This window comes from Roseateles sp. (assembly GCF_031397715.1).
Taxonomy (GTDB): Bacteria; Pseudomonadota; Gammaproteobacteria; order Burkholderiales; family Burkholderiaceae_C; genus Paucibacter_A.
In genome coordinates, this window is the sequence record NZ_JANNMI010000203.1 from 1 (window position 1) to 20,357 (window position 20,357).

The following is a 20,357-nucleotide window of genomic DNA, read 5'->3' on the forward strand; positions in this document are numbered from 1 at the left end:
GAGGCCAAGCACATCGAGCTGGAAGGCGTGTTCGTACAGATCGGCTTGGTGCCCAATACCGAGTGGCTGAAGGGTGTGGTCGAGTTGAGCAAGCACGGCGAGATCATCGTCGACGCCAAGGGTCAGACCTCGCTGCCCGGCGTGTTCGCGGCCGGCGACGCGACGACGGTGCCTTTCAAGCAAATCATCATCGCCACCGGCGACGGCGCCAAGGCGGCGCTCGGCGCGTTTGACTACATGATGAGGTTGCCGGCGGTGGCTTGAGCGGGGCAGGCACGGAGGCTCCGGCGCGCACGGGCCGTGTCGAGCATCTCGCCAAGCGTGGCGTCGACTTGATCGAGCGCGAAATACACGCCCTCCAGCTCGACATGCTTGGCCTCGCGACTGATCGGGTGGCGCGGAGAAAACGTTTTTGGCTGGCCGTCGGCGTGGCGATGCGGCGCAATGCCGACGGCCTGGAGCCGCTGGCCTCCCCGCCCCGCCAAGGACGGCAGCGCGGTAGGGGCCCGCCGCAGGCCGCCCGGTGTCAGCCTGACCACGCCGCTGGCGAGCCTAACCGCGCAAAGCCGCTGACACTACCGCCTAGCAACGCCATTTACCTTGGCGGAAAACGGATGAACCGTGGCCGCTCATTTCCCAAGGAGTTCGCCATGTTTTCAGCCCGGCATGCCCGCCATGTTCCCGCAGCCTTGAGCGCCCTGCTCGGGGGCTTGGCGCTCAGCTATCCGGCCACGGCGCTGGCCTCGACCATCACCTTTGACGATCTGATCAGCGGCGAGACCTCGTACCTGTTCGACGCCGATGGCGACGGCATCAACGATGTCAATTTCTCCACCCTTGACCGATTTGGTTTCAACACCATTGGCCCCGGGCTCAATCAGCTCTTCATCCACGAGCCGGGTCTGGAAGGCACCTCCATGCTGGAGACCGACCTGAAGGTTGAGTTCCTGCATGGCACCAGCGGCAGCATCAGCTTCGGCTTCGCGATCAACGCCGGAGCGGTCGGCCCGAGCTCGTAGGCGAGCCTGCGCCTGCATGACATCAACGACCTGCTGCTGGCCGACAGCGGGCAGCTGCTGGGCGCCTTCGAAACAACGCCGCTGGGCCTCAGCAGCTTCCCGGAAGGCCGGCTAAGCCTGAGCTTTGCCGGTGTGGCGGCCTACGGCCTGTTCGACTTTTCATCCGAGTCGGCGTTTGGCCGCTACATCATCGATGACTTCACCGGCCAATTCGCCAGCGTCGTGCCCGAGCCCAGCGAGTTGCTGTTGCTCTTGCTGGGCCTGAGCTGCCTGGCGACCTACAAGAAGAAATTTTCGACCTGAACAACTCTCAATTTGTTCGCCGGGCCGGCCCAAGAAGGAATTGCCCCCGCGGGGGGGGGAGGGGGCTAACCCTCAAGCCAGCCGCAGCGCCGCCAGCACCTGCAGCGTGATCAGCCGCTGCGCCACATCTAAATTGGCCGGCCCCCAGGCCGGCTTGCCCGGCAAACAAGCGAACTGAGCGGCCTGGTCGGCAGAGGCTTGCATACTGGCCCAGATGCTGAACATCAGGTGGCTCTAGTCCAGCCTGGTGTTGAACCGCGCTCGGCGTCGGCCTTGTTGTTGACGAACATACACACCGCATCAAATCCTGCGTCCAGCGCCAGCGAGTTCGGTTCCAGCAGCGCGCGCCCAGGACGCTGGCGCGGCGGCCAAACGTCAAATTTGATCGGACTGCAAGCCCAGACCCAAAAGTATTCGCCAGGATGGAGGGGATGAAAAGGATCAATGCCAATGCGAGGCGCCCGCCGGTCGCAACGCAAATTCCGCTTGTGGATCCTCCGCAGCAAGCTTCATTGCGACCCTGGGGACAACCCTCCCTTCGGAAACCCACAATTGTAAAAACGCTCGCTTTAGCAAAAGATGTGATCCGCAGCGCTCGTCTGCGTCAAAACACGATTCGCTCCTGGAGACAATTATGAAATCTCGCATCCTCACAGCATTGGTGAGCGCCGCCGCTCTGTCCGCCCCGCTCTTGGCCCAAGCCCAGACCTACCCCGACAAGACCATCACCGTCATCGTGCCGTTTGCGGCCGGCGGCCCGACCGATACCGTAGCGCGCTTGGTGGCTCAGTCCATGGGCGCCACGCTGAAGCAGCAGTTGATCATCGAGAACGTCGGCGGCGCCGGCGGCACCATCGGCGCTGCGCGCGCAGCCAAGGCTGCACCCGACGGTTACACCTTGTTCTTGCACCATATCGGCCAGTCCACCGCACCCGGCCTGTATCGCAAGCTCAGCTATGACGCCATCAACAGCTTTGAGCCCATCGGCTTGATCACCGATGTGCCGATGACCCTGATTGCACGTGAGGACTTCCCCGCCAAAGACCTGAAGGAGTTGCTGGCCTATGTGAAGGCCAACAAAGACAAGGTGACCTACGCCAACGCCGGCCTGGGCTCGGCCTCGCATCTGTGCGGCATGCTGTTCATGACGGCCATCGAGACCGACCTGACCACCGTCCCCTACAAGGGCACCGGCCCGGCCATGAACGACTTGCTGGGCAAGCAAGTTGATCTGATGTGCGACCAAAGCACCAACACCACCAGCCAGATCAAGAGCGGCAAGGTCAAGGCCTACGCCGTCACCACCAAGACCCGACTGGGCTCCCTGCCCGCCATCCCGACGATGAACGAGGCCGGCATGCCCGGCTTTGAAGTGGCGGTCTGGCATGGCCTGTATGCGCCCAAGGGCACGCCCAAGCCGGTGATCGATTCGCTCAGCAAAGCACTGAAGATTGCCCTGAAAGACCCGATGGTCAAGCAGCGCTTTGCTGACTTGGGCACCGAGCCGGTGGCCGAGGCACGCGCGACACCCGAAGTGCTGCAAGCTCATCTGAAGGCGGAGATCGACAAGTGGACGCCCATCATCAAGAAGGCCGGCGCGTACGCAGATTGAGTTAGAAGTACCAAGACTTTGCAGCATCACCGAGAGCCCACGCTATGTCCCACTTGATCAAACACCCCAAGGACTTTTGGACCGGGGTCATCTTTTTGGTCTTCGGCCTGGCGGCCGTTTTCATCGGCCGCGACTATGCGATGGGCACCGTCGGCAAGATGGGCCCGGCCTACTTTCCGACGGTCTTGGGTGGGCTGTTGAGCGTGATCGGTGGCATCGCGGTGTTCCGCTCGTTCAAGCGCCGCGGCGAGGCGATTGAAAAGTTCCACCTCAAGGAGCTCTTCATCGTGTTGGTCGCCGTGGGCCTGTTTGGCGCGTTGGTGCGCGGCGCAGGCCTGGGGCCGGCCGCCGTGGTGCTGATCATGATCAGCGCCTACGCCAGCCCGCAATTCAAGTGGCAAGAAGCGCTGCTGCTGGCCTTGGGGATGGCGGGCTTTGCGGTGCTGGTGTTCGTCAAATTGCTGGGCCTGCCCTTGCAAGTCTTTGGGCCTTGGCTCCAGTTTTGAAAAGCTAGGTAAGCACCGTGGAAATTCTAAGTAACCTAGGCCTAGGCCTTGAAACAGCGTTGTCGCTGACCAATTTGCTGTATTGCTTGATCGGTGTGTTTGTGGGCACGGCGGTGGGCGTGTTGCCGGGTCTTGGCCCGGTTGCCACGATCGCGATGCTGCTGCCCATCACCTTCGGTCTGCCGCCCGTCTCGTCCCTGATCATGTTGTCGGGCATCTATTACGGCGCGCAGTACGGTGGCTCGACGACCGCGATTTTGGTCAACTTACCCGGCGAGTCGTCCTCGGTGGTGACGGCGATTGACGGCTACCAGATGGCCCGCAATGGCCAAGCCGGTAAGGCCCTGGCCACGGCGGCGCTGGGCTCATTTTTTGCGGGCACGGTGGCGACCATTTTGCTGGCGCTGTTCGCGCCGCCACTGGCCGACCTGGCTTTGAAGTTCGGCCCCGCCGAATATTTTTCGCTGATGGTGCTGGGCCTGGTGGCCTCGGTGGTCTTGGCCAGCGGCTCGCTCTTGAATGCCATCGGCATGGTGCTGCTGGGCCTCTTGCTGGGCTTGGCAGGCACGGATGTTAACTCGGGTGTGGCCCGCTACACCTTCGATCTGCCCGAGTTGGCCGACGGCATCAACTTCGTGATCGTGGCGATGGGCATGTTCGGCATTGGCGAGATCGTGCGCAATCTTGAGCATGACCAAAGCCGCAATCTGGTGATGAAGAAGGTCTCCGGCCTGATGCTCAGCAAAGACGACTTCAAGCGCATCGTGGCGCCCGTCTTGCGCGGCACTTTCTTGGGCTCGGCTCTCGGCATCTTGCCGGGTGGCGGCGCGATGTTGGCCTCGTTTGCGGCCTACTCGATCGAGAAAAAAGTCTCCAAGAATTCAAAACAGTTCGGCAAGGGCGCGATCGAGGGCGTGGCCGCCCCCGAGTCCGCCAACAACGCCGGCGCGCAGACCTCCTTCATCCCGATGCTGACGCTGGGCATTCCGTCCAACCCGGTGATGGCCTTGATGATTGGCGCCATGATCATCCAGGGCATTCAGCCTGGGCCCGCCGTGATGACCGAGCAGCCCGCGCTGTTTTGGGGGCTGATCGCCTCGATGTGGATTGGCAACTTCTTTCTCGTCGTGCTCAACCTGCCCTTGATCGGCCTGTGGGTCAAGATGATCATGGTGCCTTACCATCGGCTCTACCCGGCCATTTTGATGTTCTGCGCGATCGGCGTTTTCAGCCTCAACAGTAGCCAGTTCGACATCTATCTGATGGCGCTGTTTGGCTTCTTTGGCTATGTCTGCGCCAAGCTGAACTGCGAGCCCGCACCGATGCTGCTGGGCTTCATCATCGGCCCGATGATGGAAGAGTATCTGCGTCGCGCCTTGATCCTTTCCAAGAGCGACCCGATGGTGTTCTTGCAGCGCCCGATCAGCGCCGTCATGCTGGCAATGGCCGTGCTGGCCCTGTTGGTGGTGCTGATGCCGGCGCTGGCCAAGAAGCGGGAGGAGGCGTTTCAGGATGAGTGATTCAGGATGAGTGATGGCAAGCTGACGACATTTGCCAATCAAAGACTCGCTCGGGCAAGCCGCCAAATCAACGGCCTTTCTCCGCATAGATTTCATCAAAGCTGCCGCCGTCCGCAAAGTGGGTTTTCTGCGCCGAGCGCCAGCCACCGAACACCTCGTCCACGCTGATGAGCTTGATCGGCGTGAACTGCCGGGCGTGTTTGGCGTCCACAGCGGGGTCGCGCGGGCGGTAAAAATGCTTGGCGGCAATCGCTTGGCCTTCGGGGCTGTAGAGATAGGCCAAATAGGCCTCGGCCTGCTTGCGGCTGCCGCGTTTGTCGACCACCTTGTCGACCACGGCGACCGGCGGCTCGGCCAGAATGGACAAGCTGGGCGTGATGATCTCGAACCTTCCGGCGCCCAATTCCTTGGCCGCCAAATGTGCTTCGTTTTCCCATGAGATCAAGACATCGCCGATGCCGCGCTCGGTGAAGCTGGTGAGCGAGCCGCGCGCGCCGGAGTCCAGTACCTTGGCATTGCCGTAGATGCGTTTGACGAAGGTCTTGGCGCTTTCCGTGTTGCCGCCCGGCTGAGCCAGCGCATAGCCCCAGGCGGCCAGATAGTTCCAACGCGCGCCGCCCGAGGTCTTGGGGTTGGGCGTGACCACTTCAATGCCGGAGCGGGCCAGATCCGGCCAGTCTTTGATCGCCTTGGGGTTGCCCTTGCGGACCAGGAAGACGATGGTGGAGGTGTAGGGCGAGGCGTTGTGGGGCAGGCGCTTTTGCCAGTCGGCGGGCAGCAGCTGTGCCTTGTCGTGCAGCGCGTCAATGTCGTAGGCAAGTGCCAGCGTAACGACATCGGCTTGCAGGCCATCGATCACCGAGCGCGCTTGCTTGCCTGAGCCACCATGCGATTGTTTGATGCTCAAGTTTTCGCCAGTCTTGGCTTTCCAGTGTTTGGCAAAGGCGGCGTTGAAGTCTTGATAGAGTTCGCGGGTCGGGTCGTAGGAGACATTAAGCAAGCTGCTTTGTGCTTTGGCCGGATGGGCCGCGGTGAGGCCGATGGCAGCGGCAATGGCGAAGGCTTTGATCAGTCGGCGGGCGGGGATTCTCATCGCGTCTCAATTCAGGGTTAGCAGTGGTTGAAGCTGCCGCCACTTTAGACAGCCCGGCGCCTGCCGTGAACCAAGAAAATGTGCTTTGCTTTGCGAAAATTTCAGCTCGCGCCGCTCATCGCCGCGCGCACCCGGCCTTCATCCAGAGCGGGCGCGCATTCCTGCAAAAAGCGATAGGCAAAGCCGCGCAGGTATTGGCCTTGTTTGAGCGCAATGCGGGTGGTGTTGGCGGGGAAAAGGTGGCCGGCATCGAGACGATGCAGCCCGGTGTCGCGCAGTGGATCAAACGCCATCGCGGCGACGATGCCCACACCCAGGCCCACGCCGACATAGGTCTTGATCACATCGGCGTCCAGCGCCGATAGCACGATGTCGGGTGCCAAGCCGGCCCGGGCGAAAGCGGCGTCGATGTGGGCGCGGCCCGTGTAACCTTCGTGATAGGTGATCAACGGGTGCTCGGCCAAGGCTTCCAGGCTCAGCCGCGCGTCCTTCAGCAGCGCATGGCCCTCGGGCACCACGACGGCGTGCTGCCAGGCGTAGAAAGGGAAGCTGATCAACCCTGAGGGGCCCTCCAATGCCTCGGTGGCGATGCCAATATCGGCCTCGCCGGCTTGCAGCAATTCGGCGATCTCGGTCGGGTTGGCCTGCAGCAACACCAGGTGCACACGCGGATAAGCGGCCTTGAAGCGTGCCACCACCTGCGGCAAGGTATAGCGCGCTTGCGTGTGGGTGGTGGCGATGGTCAGCTGACCCTGCTCGGCATCGGCAAACTGCTCGGCCAGGCGTTTGATATTGCCGGCGTCCTGCAGCATGCGCCGAGCGATCACGGCCAGCTCGCGGCCCGGCTCGGTCAAGCCCAGCAGCCGTTTGCCATGGCGCACGAACAGCTCGACGCCGAGCTCGTCCTCCAAATCCTTGATGTGCTTGCTGACGCCGGACTGCGAGGTGAACAAGGCGTTGGCGACTTCGGTCAGATTGAATTTTTGCAGCTCGGCCTCGCGGATGATGCGCAGTTGCTGGAAATTCATGTCGAACTAGATCCCAGCGCCGGACTCAAACAAGCTCAGCCGCGACGCACTCAGATGCACGCGCTGGCCGCTTTGCAGGTTCAGCGCGCCGGCTTGTTCACGCGTCAGCTCGGCTTCCAAGTGCTGGCCGTCCAGGCCGGTCAACTCGACGCGGGCGGCCGCGCCGAAACTCAGCACGCGGTCGACCGTGGCGGGCAGGCCGCGCGCGTCGGCCGCGGTCAGAATTTGCAGTTCATGCGGGCGCGCATAGGCTTGGACCTGACCGACTCTGTCGGTCAGTGATTTGCCGAAGCTCAGATGCTGGTCGCCCAGATGGATCACGCCGCCGTCTGTTCGGTGTTCTGCGCGGCCTTCAAAGCGATTCACCGCACCGAGGAAACCGTAGACAAACGGCGTGGCCGGATGCTCATAGACCTCTTGCGGCGTGCCGATTTGCTCGACCTTGCCGTGGTCCATCAGCACCACCCGGTCGGCCACTTCCAGCGCTTCTTCCTGGTCATGCGTGACGAAGACGCTGGTGATGTGCAGCTCGTCATGCAGACGGCGCAGCCAGCGGCGCAGCTCCTTGCGCACCTTGGCGTCGAGCGCGCCGAAGGGCTCGTCCAGCAGCAATACGCGCGGCTCGACGGCCAGCGCGCGGGCCAGGGCAATACGCTGGCGCTGGCCGCCGGAGAGCTGCGGCGGGAAGCGGTCGGCCAGCCAGTCCAGCTGCACCAGGCTCAAGAGCTCGTGCACCTTGCGCTTGATCTCGCTCTCGCTCGGCCGCTCTCTGCGCGGCTTGACACGCAGGCCGAAAGCGACGTTCTCGAACACCGTCATATGGCGGAACAGCGCGTAATGCTGGAACACGAAGCCGACCTGGCGCTCGCGCACATGGGTGTCGGACGCGTCTTGTCCGTCCAGCAAGACGTGACCCCGATCGGCGGTCTCCAGGCCGGCGATGATGCGCAAAAGCGTGGTCTTGCCGCAGCCGGACGGGCCCAGCAGTGCCACCAACTCGCCGGTCGGGAAGTCGAGGCTGACGTCGCCTAGCGCGGTGAAGTTGCCGAAGGACTTGTGGATGTTTTTGACTTGGATGCTCATGATGGGTTCGGGCCTATGTCTGGTGTGTAGCCATTCGGACGCAGAGGGCGCAGAGGAACGCAGAGGGCCGCAGAGAAAAATAAAATTGGTGCAGTTTTCTGCGTGATAGGCGCGGCCTCTGCGGCCTCTGCGCTACTTTGCGAGCTCTGCGTCTTGAGATTTCTTTGCAGCTTGTGACCTCAGTCCACTGCCTTTTGAGTCGCCTGCCATTCGACGAACTGCTTCAGGATCAGGGTGACGAGCGCCAGCAAGGCCAGGATGGAGGCCACAGCAAACGCGGCCGCGAATTGATACTCGTTGTAGAGAATTTCGACATGCAAGGGCAGGGTGTTGGTCTGACCACGGATATGGCCTGATACCACCGAGACCGCGCCGAACTCGCCCATGGCGCGCGCATTGCACAGGATCACGCCGTAGAGCAGGCCCCATTTGACGTTGGGCAGCGTGACGCGCCAAAAGGTCTGCCAGCCGGTAGCACCGAGCACGGTGGCGGCTTCTTCTTCGTCACGCCCTTGCGCCTGCATCAGCGGGATCAGCTCGCGCGCCACAAACGGAAATGTCACAAAGATAGTGGCCAGCACGATGCCGGGCACGGCGAAGATGATCTTGATGTCGTTCGCCTGCAGCCAGGGGCCGAACCAGCCTTGCGCACCAAAAATCAGCACATAGACCAGGCCCGCCACCACCGGCGAGACCGAGAAGGGCAGGTCGATGAAGGTGATGAGTAAATGCTTGCCGCGAAAGTCATGCTTGGCGATTGCCCAGGCGGCGCTGACGCCAAAGACCAGATTCAAGGGCACGGCGATGGCTGCGGCAATCAGCGTCAGCTTGAGCGCCGAGACGGCATCCGCCTCGACCAAGGCGGCCAAGTAGACGCCCCAGCCTTTGCGCAGCGCCTCGCTAAACACCGCCACCAGCGGCATCACCAGAAAGAGCACAAAGAAACTCAGGCCCAGCGCCAACAAGGTATAGCGCACCCACGGCGCTTCGCGCGTGGCGGGATTGTCTTGGTAGCGGCCGCCACTCTTTTGCGGCACGCCCAGCGTTGAAACCACGATGCCGGCCATTATTTGCGTCCTTCTTGCCCGTTACGGCGCGAGCTCCAAGCCTGCAGGCCGTTGATGGCAAGCAGCAGACTGAAGGAGAAAATCAACATCACGGTGGCAATGGCCGTGGCGCCGACATAGTCGTATTGCTCCAGCTTGGAGATGATCATCAGCGGGGTGATTTCGCTGACCATGGGCAGGTTGCCGGCGATAAATATCACCGAGCCGTATTCGCCCACAGCGCGCGCAAAGGCCAGCGCAAAGCCGGTCAGCAGCGCCGGCAGCAGGGTCGGCAGGATTACCAGGCGAAAGGTCTGCCAACGGTGCGCGCCTAAAGATGCTGCGGCTTCTTCCAGTTCGGATTCCATATCCTCCAGCACTGGCTGCACCGTGCGTACGATGAAGGGCAGGCCGATGAAAATCAGCGCCACCAAGATGCCCAGCGGCGTGAACGCGACCTTGATACCCCAGGGCTCCAGCATTTGCCCCAGCCAGCCATTGCCCGCATACAGCGCGGTCAGCGCGATGCCGGCCACGGCGGTGGGCAGCGCAAACGGCAAATCGATCAAGGCGTCAACAATTTTCTTGCCGAAGAACTCATAGCGCACCAAGCTCCAGGCCAGGATCAGCCCGAACACCAGGTTGATGCAGGCCGCCAGCAGCGAGAGCCCGAAGCTGAGCTTGTAGGACGCCACCACGCGCGGCGCCGTGGCGGCGGCCCAGAAAGCATCAAAGCCATGGCCGGCCGATTTGAGAAACACCGCCGATAGCGGGATCAGCACAATCAGCGACAGATAGAACAGCGTGAAGCCCATGGTCGGGCCGAAGCCCGGCAGCACGCGTCGCTTGGTGCGTTTGGGGGCTGAATCAGGACGGCTCATAGATCAGCGTTTGATACCGGCGACGATTTGGTCGTAAGTGCCGCCGTCGGCAAAGTGGGTCTTGCTGACCGTGGGCCAGCCGCCTAACAACTGATCCACGCTGAACAGCTTGATAGCCGCAAAGCGCTTTTCCTCGCGCTTGAACACGGCCGCATCACGCGGGCGGAAGTTGTGCTTGGCGATGATCGCCTGGCCTTCGGGCGTGTAGAGGAAATCCAGATAGGCCTTGGCCGTGGCCGTTGTGCCCTTTTTGGCGGCGACCTTGTCCACAATCGCCACCGGCGCCTCGGCTTCAATCGACACGCTCGGGTTGACCACCTCGAACTGGCCCTTGCCGAATTCGTTTTCGATCAGTTCGGCCTCGGACTCAAAAGTCAGCAGCACATCGCCGATGCCGCGCTGAGTGAAGGTGGTGGTAGCGCCGCGCCCGCCGCCGTCCAGCACGGGCACATTGGCAAAAATCTTGGCCACTTGCTCGCGCGCTTGCGCCTCGGTGCCGCCCTTGGCGATCACCGCGCCCCAGGCGGCCAGATAGCTGTAGCGCCCGTTGCCGGTGACCTTGGGGTTGGGGATGATGACCTGCACGCCGGCGCGGGTCAGATCGGCCCAGTCCTTGATGGCCTTGGGGTTGCCCTTGCGCACCAGGAACAGGATGGTCGAGCTGTAGGGGGCGGCGTTGTTGGGAAAGCGCTTGCGCCAGTCGGCCGGCGTCAGGCCCTTCTCGGCCAGCGCATCCACATCGGTGGCCTGGTTCATCGTCACCACATCGGCTTCCAGCCCGCCAATCACCGAGCCGATCTGCTTGCTGGAACCGCCGTGCGATTGGTTGATGGTCAGCGTTTTGCCGGTCTTGGCCTTGTGTTGGGCAATAAAGGCGGGGTTGATTTCTTTGTACAGCTCCCGGCTGACGTCGTAGGAGACATTGAGCAGCGTGTCGGCCGGAGTTTGCGCCATGGCTGCCGCGCTGAAGACCATGGCACTGGCCAGAACGAAGCGACGACGATTGAAGTTGGACATGGCGGCAACCAAGTAGTTTGCGAAGGTCGCTAGCTTGCCAAGTTTTGCTTATTCTGGAAACGACTGTTTTTGCATTTGCTTATTCCATTTGATTTAAATAGCGAGCTGGAGCTAGGGCCGCGGCCTCAAGCTATGTGGGCTTGTCGGTTAGCATCGCGTCCCATGAATTGGCCATATGAATTGCAAGTCGGCTGGCGCTACACCCGCGCCGGCAAGGGTGGGCGGCGTAACCGTTTTATCTCCTTTATCTCCGGCGTCTCGGTGCTGGGCATTGCGCTTGGGGTGGCGGCGCTGATCATCGTCTTGTCGGTGATGAACGGCTTCCAGACCGAAGTGCGCGACCGCATGCTGTCGGTGATTGCCCATGTGGAGCTGACCGACTACCAGGGCCAAGCGCTGACCGATTGGCAGGCCACCGCTGCCAAGGCCAAGCAAAACCCGGCCGTCGTGGCCGCAGCACCCTTTATTGCCTCACAGGTCTTGATCGCGCGCGGCGAGGACATGCGCGGCGCCATCGTCCGCGGCATTGACCCGCAGTACGAGCCCGCTGTCACGCCCTTGGCCGCCAAGCTCAAGGACGGGCCGCTGGCCAAGCTGCGCGCTGGCGAATTCGGCATCGTGGTGGGCGTTGAGCTGGCCCATATGCTGGGCGTTCAGCTCGGCGACAAGCTGACCCTGGTGGCGCCCAGCGGCAATGTCACACCGGCCGGCGTGATGCCGCGCTACAAGCAGTTCACCCTGGTTGGCGTGTTCAATGCCGGCCATTACGAGTACGACAGCGGCATGGCGCTGATCCATGTCGATGACGCGGCCAAGTTCTTCCGCGTGGCCGGGCCGACCGGTGTGCAGCTCAAACTCAGCGATGTGCACCAGGCCCGCCAGGTCGGCAATCAGCTGGCGAGCAGCCTCGGTTTTGAGACGCGGGTGCGCGACTGGACCCGCACCAATGCCAACTGGTATGACGCGGTGCAGGTCGAAAAACGCATGATGAGCATCATCCTGACCTTGATCGTTGCGGTGGCGGCTTTCAATCTGGTGTCGACCCTGGTAATGACAGTGACCGACAAGCAGTCCGATATCGCCATCCTGCGCACGCTGGGCGCCAGCCCGCGCTCCATCATGGCGATCTTCATGGTGCAGGGCGCCTTGGCTGGCGTGCTGGGCACCTTGTCCGGCCTGGGGCTGGGGCTCTTGGTGGCCTTCAATCTGGACGTCATCGTCCCCGCGATCGAATGGGCGTTGAACACGCAGTTCTTGCCCGCCAGCATGTATCTGATCAGCCATATGCCGAGTGACCCGCGGATGTCGGACATTGCACCCTTGGTCGGCATTTCTCTGGCTTTGGCCTTCCTGGCCACCATCTATCCGAGTTGGCGTGCGAGTCGCGTTCAGCCCGCCGAGGCTTTAAGGTATGAATAAGAGTGATGACGTGGTCTTGCAAGGCCAGAATCTGGGCCGCCGCTTTACCGAAGGCGATCTCGATGTGCAGGTGCTCAGCGGGGTCGACCTGACGGTACACCGCGGCGAGACGCTGGCGATCGTCGGGGCCTCGGGTTCCGGCAAGTCCACCTTGCTGCATCTGCTGGGCGGGCTGGATAAACCCAGCGCCGGCACCGTCACTTTGATGGGCAAAGCACTGGCCGGCATGGGCGAGCCCGAGCTGGGCCGCTGGCGCAACCAGCAGCTGGGTTTCGTCTACCAGTTTCACCATCTGCTGCCCGAGTTCAATGCGCTGGACAACGTCGCGATGCCGCTGCGCATCCGCCGCATGCCGCAGGCGCAGGCCAGAGAAGTGGCGGCCGCGATGCTTGGTCGGGTTGGTCTTGGCGCACGCGTCTTGCACCGGCCGGCCGAGTTGTCGGGCGGTGAGCGCCAGCGGGTCGCGATTGCGCGTGCGCTGGTCACCCAGCCGGCCTGCGTGTTGGCGGATGAGCCGACCGGCAATTTGGACCGCAACACCGCACAAGCGGTGTTCGAGCTGATGCTGGCGACGGCGCAGGAGGTGGGCACCGCCTTTGTCTTGGTGACCCATGACCAGACGCTGGCGGCGCAATGCCGCACCCAGCTGAACTTGGTCGGCGGCACCATGCAAACCGCCATCCCCGCTTAATTCGGACCTCACCGTGAACTCTCGCTTCATCCTCAAACTCAGCTGCCCCGACCAGGCCGGCATCGTCCACGCGGTGACCGGTGTGTTGGCGAGCCAAGGCGGCAACATCCTCAGCTCGGCGCAACATGGCGACGCCGACCACTGCCGCTTCTTCATGCGCATTGAGTTCGAGTGCGCGCCTGGCGTCGAAGCAGGCGCGCTGCAAGCGGCTTTTGAGCCCTTGGCGCAACGCTTGCAAATGGAATGGACGCTGGTCTCCAGCCGCGCCAAGACGCGCGTCTTGCTGCTGGTCTCCAAGCTCGGCCACTGCTTGAATGACTTGTTATTCCGTGTGCAGACCGGCCATTTGCCGATTGAGATCCCGGCCATCGCGTCGAATCACCGCGACTTCTACCAGCTCGCCGCCTCGCACAACATCCCGTTCCACCATTTCCCGCTGTTGAACTCGACCGAAGAGCAAAAGCTGCAGCAGGAGCGCAAGATTCGCGACTTGGTGGAGGAGCAACAGATCGACTTGGTGGTGCTGGCCCGCTATATGCAGATCCTCTCGCCCGAGATGTGTAAATTTCTGGCCGGCCGGGCGATCAATATTCACCACAGCTTTTTGCCCAGCTTCAAGGGCGCCAAGCCCTACCACCAGGCACACGCTCGCGGCGTCAAGCTGATCGGTGCGACCGCGCATTACGTCACCTCAGACCTGGACGAAGGCCCCATCATCGAGCAAGAAGTGGCGCGCATCGACCACAGCTTGGCACCCGAGGCCTTGGTGTCTATGGGCCGCGATGTGGAATGCGTGACCTTGGCGCGCGCGATTCAGTGGCATGCCGAGCACCGGGTCTTGATGAACGGCCGGCGCACGGTGGTGTTCAAGTAAGTCACGCAGGCTTCGTTGATGTGGATCGACAGCCACTGCCACCTCGACGCGCCGGAGTTTGACGCCGACCGCGACGCGGTGGTGCAGCGTGCGCGGGTCGCTGGTGTGTGCATGCTGGTGATCCCTGCGGTGGGGGCGTTCGACTGGGACAGCGCCCGCGAGCAGGCGCATCGTTATGGCTTCGCTTATGCGCTGGGCATCCACCCGCTCTATGTGATGCAGGCCGGCGAGCAAGACCTGACCCTGTTGGCCGCGCAGTTGGAGCGCCACCGCGATGACCCGCGCCTGGTGGCGGTGGGCGAGATCGGGTTGGATTTTTTTGTGCCGGGCTTGGATGCCGGGAAGCAGCAGTTCTTCTACACCGAGCAGCTGAAGCTGGCGCGGCGCTTCGAATTGCCGGTGATCATGCATGTGCGGCGCAGCGCCGATCAGTTGTTGGCGGGGCTGGGTCGCATCCCGGTGGCCGGCGGCATCGCACACGCCTTCAACGGCAGTGCGCAACAGGCGCGGCGCTTTGTCGAGTTGGGCTGCAAGCTCGGCCTGGGCGGCACGCTGACGTTTGAGCGGTCCCTGCAGATTCGCCGTTTGGCCACCGAGCTGGCCGACACCGATCTGGTGCTGGAGACCGACTCGCCGGACATCCCTCCGCATTGGCTGTACAAGACGGCCGCCGAGCGGGCCGGGGGCGCCAGCGCGCGCAACGAGCCGGCCGAGCTGCCGCGCATCGCCGAGAGCTTGGGCGCACTGCGCGGCTGGACACCGGCGCAGACGGCGGCCATCACCGGCGCCAATGTGCTGGCGGCCTTGCCGCGCTTGCAGGGATTGGTCAATGCTTAGATTGCAGGGCCTGAGCCCCCAAGTCGCCGCCGACACCCGCGTGCTGGTGCTGGGCAGCTTCCCCGGCGTGGCATCGCTGCTGGCACAGCAGTATTACGGCCACCCGCGCAACCAGCTCTGGCGACTCTTGGGCGACAGCTTTGGCCTGCCACTCGCGCAGGCCGACTATCCGAGCCGGCTGCAGCTCTTGCTCGCCAACAAAATAGGACTTTGGGACGTCATCAGCGAGACCCACCGGCGCGGCAGCCTCGACAGCGAGATCCGCGACCCCAGGCCCAGCGATTTATTCACCTTGTTGGCCGACCTGCCGCGGCTGCGATTGATCGCCTTCAATGGCGGCACGGCCGCGAAGATCGGCTTGCGCCAGTTGGGCTCGGCCGCCGATCGCTACCGAATTTTGGCCCTGCCTTCGTCGAGCCCCGCCTACACCCTGGCATATGCAGGCAAACTGGCGGCTTGGGGCGCGATCGCCGATGAACTGAATGACAGCAGCTATGAGTAAAAAAATCAAAAAAATGGCCTGGGCCCCGGCCACCTTGTCCGAGTTCGACGGCGTGCGTTTTTTGCACCTGGACTCGATCTGGGTGCAGGGCGCCATGCGCATACGCAAACCCCAGCATCTGGAGCTGGAATACATCCAGCGCATGATGGTCTGGATGCTCTGGCGCGACAGCGAATCGCTGCGCGAAGGCCATGCGGTGCAGCTCGGCCTGGGTGCCGCTGCGATCACGCGTTACTGCCACAAGGTGCTGCGCATGCAGAAGACCAGCGCTGTCGAGATCAACCCGACCGTCATCCATGCCTGTCGGATCTGGTTCCACCTGCCCGAGGACGACAAGCGCCTGACCGTCTACAACGAGGACGCGGCGCGCTGGGTGGCCGATGCCGAACGGACGCAGACGGTACAGGTCTTGAATGTCGACCTCTACGACCATGACGCCGCCTCGCCGGTGCTGGACGACGAGGCCTTCTATGCGAATTGCTTCAATCTGCTGGCCGACGGCGGCCTGATGACGGTCAATTTGTTCGGCCGGGATGCCAGCTTTGCGCGCAGCGCCGCCCGCATTGCGGCGGTGTTTGGCAGCGACCAGGTCTGGAGCCTGGCGCCGACCAAGGAGGGCAACACCATCGTTGTCGCCGCGCGCGGTGTTGAGGTGCCCGAGCGCGAGGAATTGGAGCGCCGAGCGGCTAGTATCGAGGCGCAGTTTGACCTGCCGGCAACGAAGTGGTTGCGGCTGGTGCGACCGCTGCCTTTGAGCATCATTAATCAGTTGAAAGGCGAGTCCCGGACATGAGCGCCAAGTCGAAAGCCGATCCCGCCCCCGCCACCGTCAAGTCGGAAGGGCGGCTGGAGTGGCGAGCGCTGCTGCGTTGGCTTTTGGAAGATGAGTTGATCGACCCCGAGCAGGTGCAGCGTACCGAGCAGCGTTTTGCCGCCGGCGACAGCTCGCTGCACCCCTTGGTGCGCATGGCGCATGCCGGGCTGACCCGGGTGGGCAGCGGCAAGGCGCTTGATCTGGATGCGCTGACCGAATGGCTGGCTGCGCGGGCCAAGCTGCCTTATCTGCGCATCGACCCGCTCAAGGTTGACGTGGGCCGGGTCTCGGACGTGATGTCGGTCGGCTACGCCGAGGCCAAGCGCTGCCTGCCAATTCTGGTCGGCCTGAATGATGTGACGATCGCAACCTCGGAGCCGTTTGATATCGCTTGGGTGGCGCAGATCGAGTCGCATATGCGCAAACCGATCAAGCTGGTGGTGGCCAATCCGCTGGAGATTTCGCGCTTCACGACCGAGTTTTTCACGCTGGCGCGCTCGGTGCGGGCGGCGGCCAAGGCGGGCGAATCAAGCCAGGTGGCGAGCTTTGAGCAGTTGGTGGAATTGGGCCGCAGCAACAAGCAGTTAGACGCCAATGACCAGGGCGTCGTGCAGGTGGTTGACTGGTTATGGCAGTACGCGTTCGATCAGCGCGCCAGCGATATTCATCTGGAACCGCGGCGCGAGATGGGCGTGATCCGTTTCCGCATCGACGGCGTCTTGCACACCGTCTATCAACTGCCGCCGACGGTGATGAGCGCGATGATTTCGCGCATCAAGCTGCTTGGCCGCATGGATGTGGTGGAGCGCCGCCGGCCTTTGGACGGCCGCATCAAGACCCGCAACCCGGCCGGCGACGAGGTGGAAATGCGCTTGTCGACCTTGCCGACGGCCTTCGGCGAGAAGATGGTGATGCGGATTTTCGATCCCGACACGGCGGTCAAGGATTTGTCCATGCTGGGCTTTTCGCCGCATGACAACGAGCGCTGGGAGAAGCTGGTGCAGCGGCCGCACGGCATCATCTTGGTGACGGGACCGACCGGCAGCGGCAAGACCACGACGCTGTATTCGACGCTCAAGCGCCTGGCTACCGACGAGGTCAATGTCTGCACGATCGAAGACCCGATTGAGATGATTGAGCCGTCCTTCAACCAGACCCAGGTTCAGACGGTATTGGATTTTGGCTTCGCCGAAGGCCTGCGAGCGCTGATGCGGCAGGACCCGGACATCATCATGGTGGGCGAAATCCGCGACCTGGCGACCGCTGAAATGGCGATCCAGGCCGCGCTGACCGGCCACTTGGTCTTCAGCACGCTGCACACCAATGATGCGGCGGCGGCGATCACGCGCTTGACCGATTTGGGTGTGCCGTCCTACCTGATCAGCGCGACGCTGATCGGTGTGTTGGCGCAACGCCTGGTGCGCACGCTGTGCAAGCATTGCAAAGTGCCCGACCCCAGCGTGACCCGTGATTCGCTCAACGACATGCTCAAGCATTGGCGCATGAATGGTGGCGTCAAGCCTTACAAGGCCGTGGGTTGCCTGGAATGCCGCAACACCGGCTTTCGAGGTCGAGCCGGCTTGTATGAATTGCTGACGATAGAGGAGTCGGTCAAGACCCATCTGCATCCAACGCTGGACATGACGGCTGTGCGCCGTCAGGCGGTGCAAGAGGGTCTGCGGCCACTGCGCCTGGCGGGTGCGATGAAGGTCGCCGAAGGCATGACAACCCTGGAAGAGGTGTTGCGTAGCACGCCGCAATGGCAAAGCTGATGAACTTGAGTGACAGACCGCCCGACCGCAGGGAGTAGCTCTGTCTCCAACTGATTGAGCGGGTTTTGAGTGACAGACCGCCCGACCGCAGGGAGTAGCTCTGTTAACAACTGATTGAGCTCTACGTGTAAGCCACAGTCGCGCGGCGCGTGGCGCTGCCTAGAATGCGGCGACGACAGCATCGAGAGAGCTAGCAATGAAGATCAAGAGTCAACGCGACTTCTGGTCAGGGTTTTTGTTCGTGGCCACCGGGCTTGCGTTTGCCTGGGGTTCCACCGAATACAGCTTTGGCTCGTCCGCCCGACCCGGTCCGGCCTATTTCCCTTTTGGCTTGGGCGTGCTGTTGGCCCTGCTGGGCGGCTTGGTCTTGTTCAAGGCCTTGACGATCGAGTCTGCCGACGGCGACCCTGTCGGCACCATCGCCTGGCGCCCGCTGATCGTCATCTCCGCAGCAATCTGCTTGTTCGGCCTGATGTTGCCGCGCCTGGGGTTGGTGCTGACGCTGCCGGCCGTGATCGTGCTGTCCACCTTAGCGGGCGAAGAATTCAAGTTGAAAGAGGCCTTGCTGAACAGCGCCGTCCTGACGCTGATGAGCTGGTTGATTTTTATCTGGGGTCTGCGGCTGGTGATTCCAGTCTGGCCCGAAATCTCTGGCGGCTGAGGGCGGGCACTTGGACCTTTTGAACAATCTTGCGCTGGGCTTTCATACCGCGCTGACCTTGCAGAACCTGCTCTATGCCTTTGGCGGCGCGCTGCTGGGGACCCTGATTGGCGTGCTGCCGGGTCTGGGCCCGGTCGCCACCATTGCGATGCTGCTGCCGTCGATTTATGCGCTGGATGCAACTCCGGCCCTGATCATGCTGGCCGGTATCTACTATGGCGCCCAATACGGCGGCTCGACAACGGCCATTTTGATCAATGTGCCCGGTGAATCCAGCTCGGTGGTGACGGCGATTGACGGTTACCAAATGGCACGCCAGGGCCGTGCCGGAGCGGCCTTGGCGGTGGCGGGGCTGGGCTCATTTTTCGCCGGCTGCGTGGGCACTGTCATCATTGCGGCCTTCGCGCCGCCGCTGATAGAGCTGGCCTTCAAGTTCGGCCCGGCCGAGTATTTCTCCTTGATGGTGCTGGGTTTGATCGGTGCGGTGGTGCTGGCGTCGGGCTCCCTGGTGAAGGCGATTGCGATGATCTTGTTGGGCCTGCTGCTGGGGCAGATCAACACCGATGTGATCTCGGGCACGCCGCGTTTCTCGTTTGACATCCCTGAGTTGACCGACGGTCTGGGCTTTGTGGTTGTCGCCATGGGTATTTTCGGTTTTGGAGAAATCATCGCCAATCTGGGGCTGCCGGCTGAACACCGGGAGGTGTTTACCCATGATGTGAAGGGGTTGTGGCCAAACAAGCAAGACTTCAAAGAGGCCTGGCCCTCGGTGGTGCGCGGCACCGCGCTTGGATCGGTGCTGGGGGTGCTGCCCGGCGGTGGCGCCTTGCTGGCCTCGTTCGCCGCCTACACCTTGGAAAAGAAGGTCGTCAAGAACCCCCGCATCCCGTTCGGCAAGGGCGCGATCCAGGGCGTGGCGGGGCCCGAGGCCGCCAATAACGCCGGCGCGCAGACCAGCTTTATCCCGATGTTGACGCTGGGTATTCCGCCCAACGCGGTGATGGCCTTGATGGTCGGCGCGATGACGATCAAGGGCATACAGCCTGGCCCCCAGGTGATGGTCAGCAATCCGGAGCTGTTCTGGGGTTTGATCGCCTCAATGTGGATAGGCAATCTGATGTTGGTGATTTTGAACCTGCCGCTGATCGGCATCTGGATCAAGCTGCTGACGGTGCCTTATCGCTTCTTGTTCCCGGCCATCGTGACGTTTTGCTGCATCGGCGCCTACACACTGAATAACAACAGCTTTCAGGTCTATTTGACGGCGGCTTTTGCCGTGCTGGGCTATCTGTTCTACAAGCTCAGCTGCGAGCCCGCGCCCCTGCTTTTGGGCTTTATTCTTGGCCCGATGATGGAGGAGAACCTGCGCCGAGCGCTGCTGCTGTCGCGCGGCGATTGGGGTACGTTCATGTCGCGGCCGCTGTCGGCCGGGCTTTTGATTGCAGCGCTGTTGATGGTGGTATTGGTGATGCTGCCGTCGATCAAGAGCAAGCGCGAGGAAGCTTTCCAGGAGGATTGATGGAGGGCGCAAAAAAGCCAGGCTCGGTGCCTGGCTTTTTTGCTCAATTCGGTGTGGGGTGCTGAGTGCTCAGTGCTTAGTGCTGAGCTTGGCGCTGGCGTCTTGCAAGGCCGGCGACGCCGCACAGTCCTGCCAGCAGCAATGCGTAGGATGCCGGCTC

Annotated in this window: 23 protein-coding genes; 15 read left to right on the forward strand and 8 right to left on the reverse strand. The window is 62.4% G+C overall.

What is annotated here, in order from left to right; translation table 11 throughout:
* The 3 genes from RMO57_RS08905 to RMO57_RS08915 form a co-directional block, all read left to right on the forward strand.
* Nucleotides 1-264: FAD-dependent oxidoreductase (locus RMO57_RS08905; RefSeq protein WP_310385840.1), on the forward strand; the 264-nt coding region annotated here is incomplete at its 5' end.
* A 68-nt stretch (nucleotides 265-332) separates the two neighbouring features.
* A complete protein-coding gene (locus tag RMO57_RS08910; RefSeq protein ID WP_310385841.1) occupies nucleotides 333-1,019 on the forward strand; it encodes a hypothetical protein in 687 nt (228 codons plus the stop codon).
* Nucleotides 1,020-1,151: 132 nt separating this feature from the next.
* Entirely contained in the window at nucleotides 1,152-1,322 is a 171-nt protein-coding gene (locus RMO57_RS08915) for a PEP-CTERM sorting domain-containing protein (RefSeq protein WP_310385842.1), read from the forward strand.
* Nucleotides 1,323-1,394: 72 nt separating this feature from the next.
* Here RMO57_RS08915 and RMO57_RS08920 read toward each other — a convergent pair whose 3' ends face one another.
* On the reverse strand, nucleotides 1,395-1,547 hold the full coding sequence (locus RMO57_RS08920; RefSeq protein ID WP_310385843.1) for a hypothetical protein: 153 nt from the start codon (nucleotides 1,545-1,547) through the stop codon (nucleotides 1,395-1,397).
* Nucleotides 1,548-1,956: 409 nt separating this feature from the next.
* Here RMO57_RS08920 and RMO57_RS08925 point away from each other — a divergent pair, with 409 nt between their 5' ends.
* Genes RMO57_RS08925 through RMO57_RS08935 form a run of 3 tightly spaced genes read left to right on the forward strand, consistent with a single transcriptional unit; the run spans nucleotide 1,957 to nucleotide 4,960 of the window.
* Complete coding sequence (locus tag RMO57_RS08925; RefSeq protein WP_310385844.1) at nucleotides 1,957-2,934, forward strand: tripartite tricarboxylate transporter substrate binding protein BugD; 978 nt, start codon at nucleotides 1,957-1,959, stop codon at nucleotides 2,932-2,934.
* A 44-nt stretch (nucleotides 2,935-2,978) separates the two neighbouring features.
* Nucleotides 2,979-3,440: a tripartite tricarboxylate transporter TctB family protein gene (locus RMO57_RS08930; protein ID WP_310385845.1), complete on the forward strand. Its 462-nt coding sequence runs from the start codon at nucleotides 2,979-2,981 to the stop codon at nucleotides 3,438-3,440.
* Nucleotides 3,441-3,457: 17 nt separating this feature from the next.
* Nucleotides 3,458-4,960, forward strand: a complete 1,503-nt coding sequence (locus RMO57_RS08935; RefSeq protein WP_310385846.1) for a tripartite tricarboxylate transporter permease — start codon at nucleotides 3,458-3,460, stop codon at nucleotides 4,958-4,960.
* A 67-nt stretch (nucleotides 4,961-5,027) separates the two neighbouring features.
* Here the strand turns inward: RMO57_RS08935 and RMO57_RS08940 are convergent, their stop codons facing one another.
* The 6 genes from RMO57_RS08940 to RMO57_RS08965 form a co-directional block, all read right to left on the reverse strand.
* Entirely contained in the window at nucleotides 5,028-6,053 is a 1,026-nt protein-coding gene (locus RMO57_RS08940; RefSeq protein WP_310385847.1) for a sulfate ABC transporter substrate-binding protein, read from the reverse strand.
* A 101-nt stretch (nucleotides 6,054-6,154) separates the two neighbouring features.
* Complete coding sequence (locus RMO57_RS08945) at nucleotides 6,155-7,081, reverse strand: CysB family HTH-type transcriptional regulator (protein ID WP_310385848.1); 927 nt, start codon at nucleotides 7,079-7,081, stop codon at nucleotides 6,155-6,157.
* A gap of 6 nt (nucleotides 7,082-7,087) precedes the next feature.
* Nucleotides 7,088-8,164, reverse strand: a complete 1,077-nt coding sequence (locus RMO57_RS08950; RefSeq protein WP_310385850.1) for a sulfate ABC transporter ATP-binding protein — start codon at nucleotides 8,162-8,164, stop codon at nucleotides 7,088-7,090.
* A 179-nt stretch (nucleotides 8,165-8,343) separates the two neighbouring features.
* Complete coding sequence (gene cysW / locus RMO57_RS08955; RefSeq protein ID WP_310385851.1) at nucleotides 8,344-9,231, reverse strand: sulfate ABC transporter permease subunit CysW; 888 nt, start codon at nucleotides 9,229-9,231, stop codon at nucleotides 8,344-8,346.
* A complete protein-coding gene (gene cysT / locus RMO57_RS08960; protein WP_310385852.1) occupies nucleotides 9,231-10,091 on the reverse strand; it encodes a sulfate ABC transporter permease subunit CysT in 861 nt (286 codons plus the stop codon). Before cysT ends, cysW begins: the two co-directional genes overlap by 1 nt.
* A gap of 3 nt (nucleotides 10,092-10,094) precedes the next feature.
* Nucleotides 10,095-11,108, reverse strand: coding sequence for a sulfate ABC transporter substrate-binding protein (locus RMO57_RS08965; protein ID WP_310385853.1), 1,014 nt, complete (start codon nucleotides 11,106-11,108; stop codon nucleotides 10,095-10,097).
* 162 nt (nucleotides 11,109-11,270) lie between these two features.
* Here RMO57_RS08965 and RMO57_RS08970 point away from each other — a divergent pair, with 162 nt between their 5' ends.
* From RMO57_RS08970 to RMO57_RS09010, 9 genes are all read left to right on the forward strand, one after another.
* A complete protein-coding gene (locus RMO57_RS08970; RefSeq protein WP_310385854.1) occupies nucleotides 11,271-12,527 on the forward strand; it encodes a lipoprotein-releasing ABC transporter permease subunit in 1,257 nt (418 codons plus the stop codon).
* Nucleotides 12,520-13,218 carry an ABC transporter ATP-binding protein gene (locus RMO57_RS08975; protein ID WP_310385855.1) on the forward strand — a complete coding sequence of 233 codons (699 nt, stop codon included), beginning with the start codon at nucleotides 12,520-12,522 and terminating at the stop codon, nucleotides 13,216-13,218. Before RMO57_RS08970 ends, RMO57_RS08975 begins: the two co-directional genes overlap by 8 nt.
* Nucleotides 13,219-13,231: 13 nt before the next feature.
* Complete coding sequence (purU, locus tag RMO57_RS08980; protein WP_310385856.1) at nucleotides 13,232-14,092, forward strand: formyltetrahydrofolate deformylase; 861 nt, start codon at nucleotides 13,232-13,234, stop codon at nucleotides 14,090-14,092.
* Nucleotides 14,093-14,110: 18 nt separating this feature from the next.
* A complete protein-coding gene (locus tag RMO57_RS08985) occupies nucleotides 14,111-14,929 on the forward strand; it encodes a TatD family hydrolase (RefSeq protein WP_310385857.1) in 819 nt (272 codons plus the stop codon).
* Nucleotides 14,922-15,431 carry a DNA-deoxyinosine glycosylase gene (locus tag RMO57_RS08990; protein ID WP_310385859.1) on the forward strand — a complete coding sequence of 170 codons (510 nt, stop codon included), beginning with the start codon at nucleotides 14,922-14,924 and terminating at the stop codon, nucleotides 15,429-15,431. The genes RMO57_RS08985 and RMO57_RS08990 overlap by 8 nt, the downstream gene beginning before the upstream one ends.
* A complete protein-coding gene (locus RMO57_RS08995; protein ID WP_310385860.1) occupies nucleotides 15,424-16,224 on the forward strand; it encodes a spermidine synthase in 801 nt (266 codons plus the stop codon). Before RMO57_RS08990 ends, RMO57_RS08995 begins: the two co-directional genes overlap by 8 nt.
* Complete coding sequence (locus tag RMO57_RS09000; protein ID WP_310385862.1) at nucleotides 16,221-18,017, forward strand: GspE/PulE family protein; 1,797 nt, start codon at nucleotides 16,221-16,223, stop codon at nucleotides 18,015-18,017. Before RMO57_RS08995 ends, RMO57_RS09000 begins: the two co-directional genes overlap by 4 nt.
* Nucleotides 18,018-18,213: 196 nt before the next feature.
* Nucleotides 18,214-18,678: a tripartite tricarboxylate transporter TctB family protein gene (locus RMO57_RS09005; RefSeq protein WP_310385864.1), complete on the forward strand. Its 465-nt coding sequence runs from the start codon at nucleotides 18,214-18,216 to the stop codon at nucleotides 18,676-18,678.
* Between the two features lie 10 nt (nucleotides 18,679-18,688).
* On the forward strand, nucleotides 18,689-20,197 hold the full coding sequence (locus RMO57_RS09010; RefSeq protein WP_310385866.1) for a tripartite tricarboxylate transporter permease: 1,509 nt from the start codon (nucleotides 18,689-18,691) through the stop codon (nucleotides 20,195-20,197).
* Nucleotides 20,198-20,273: 76 nt separating this feature from the next.
* On the opposite strand, the gene RMO57_RS21995 is transcribed toward RMO57_RS09010, so the two are convergent.
* Nucleotides 20,274-20,357: PEP-CTERM sorting domain-containing protein (locus RMO57_RS21995; protein ID WP_414896396.1), on the reverse strand; the 84-nt coding region annotated here is incomplete at its 5' end.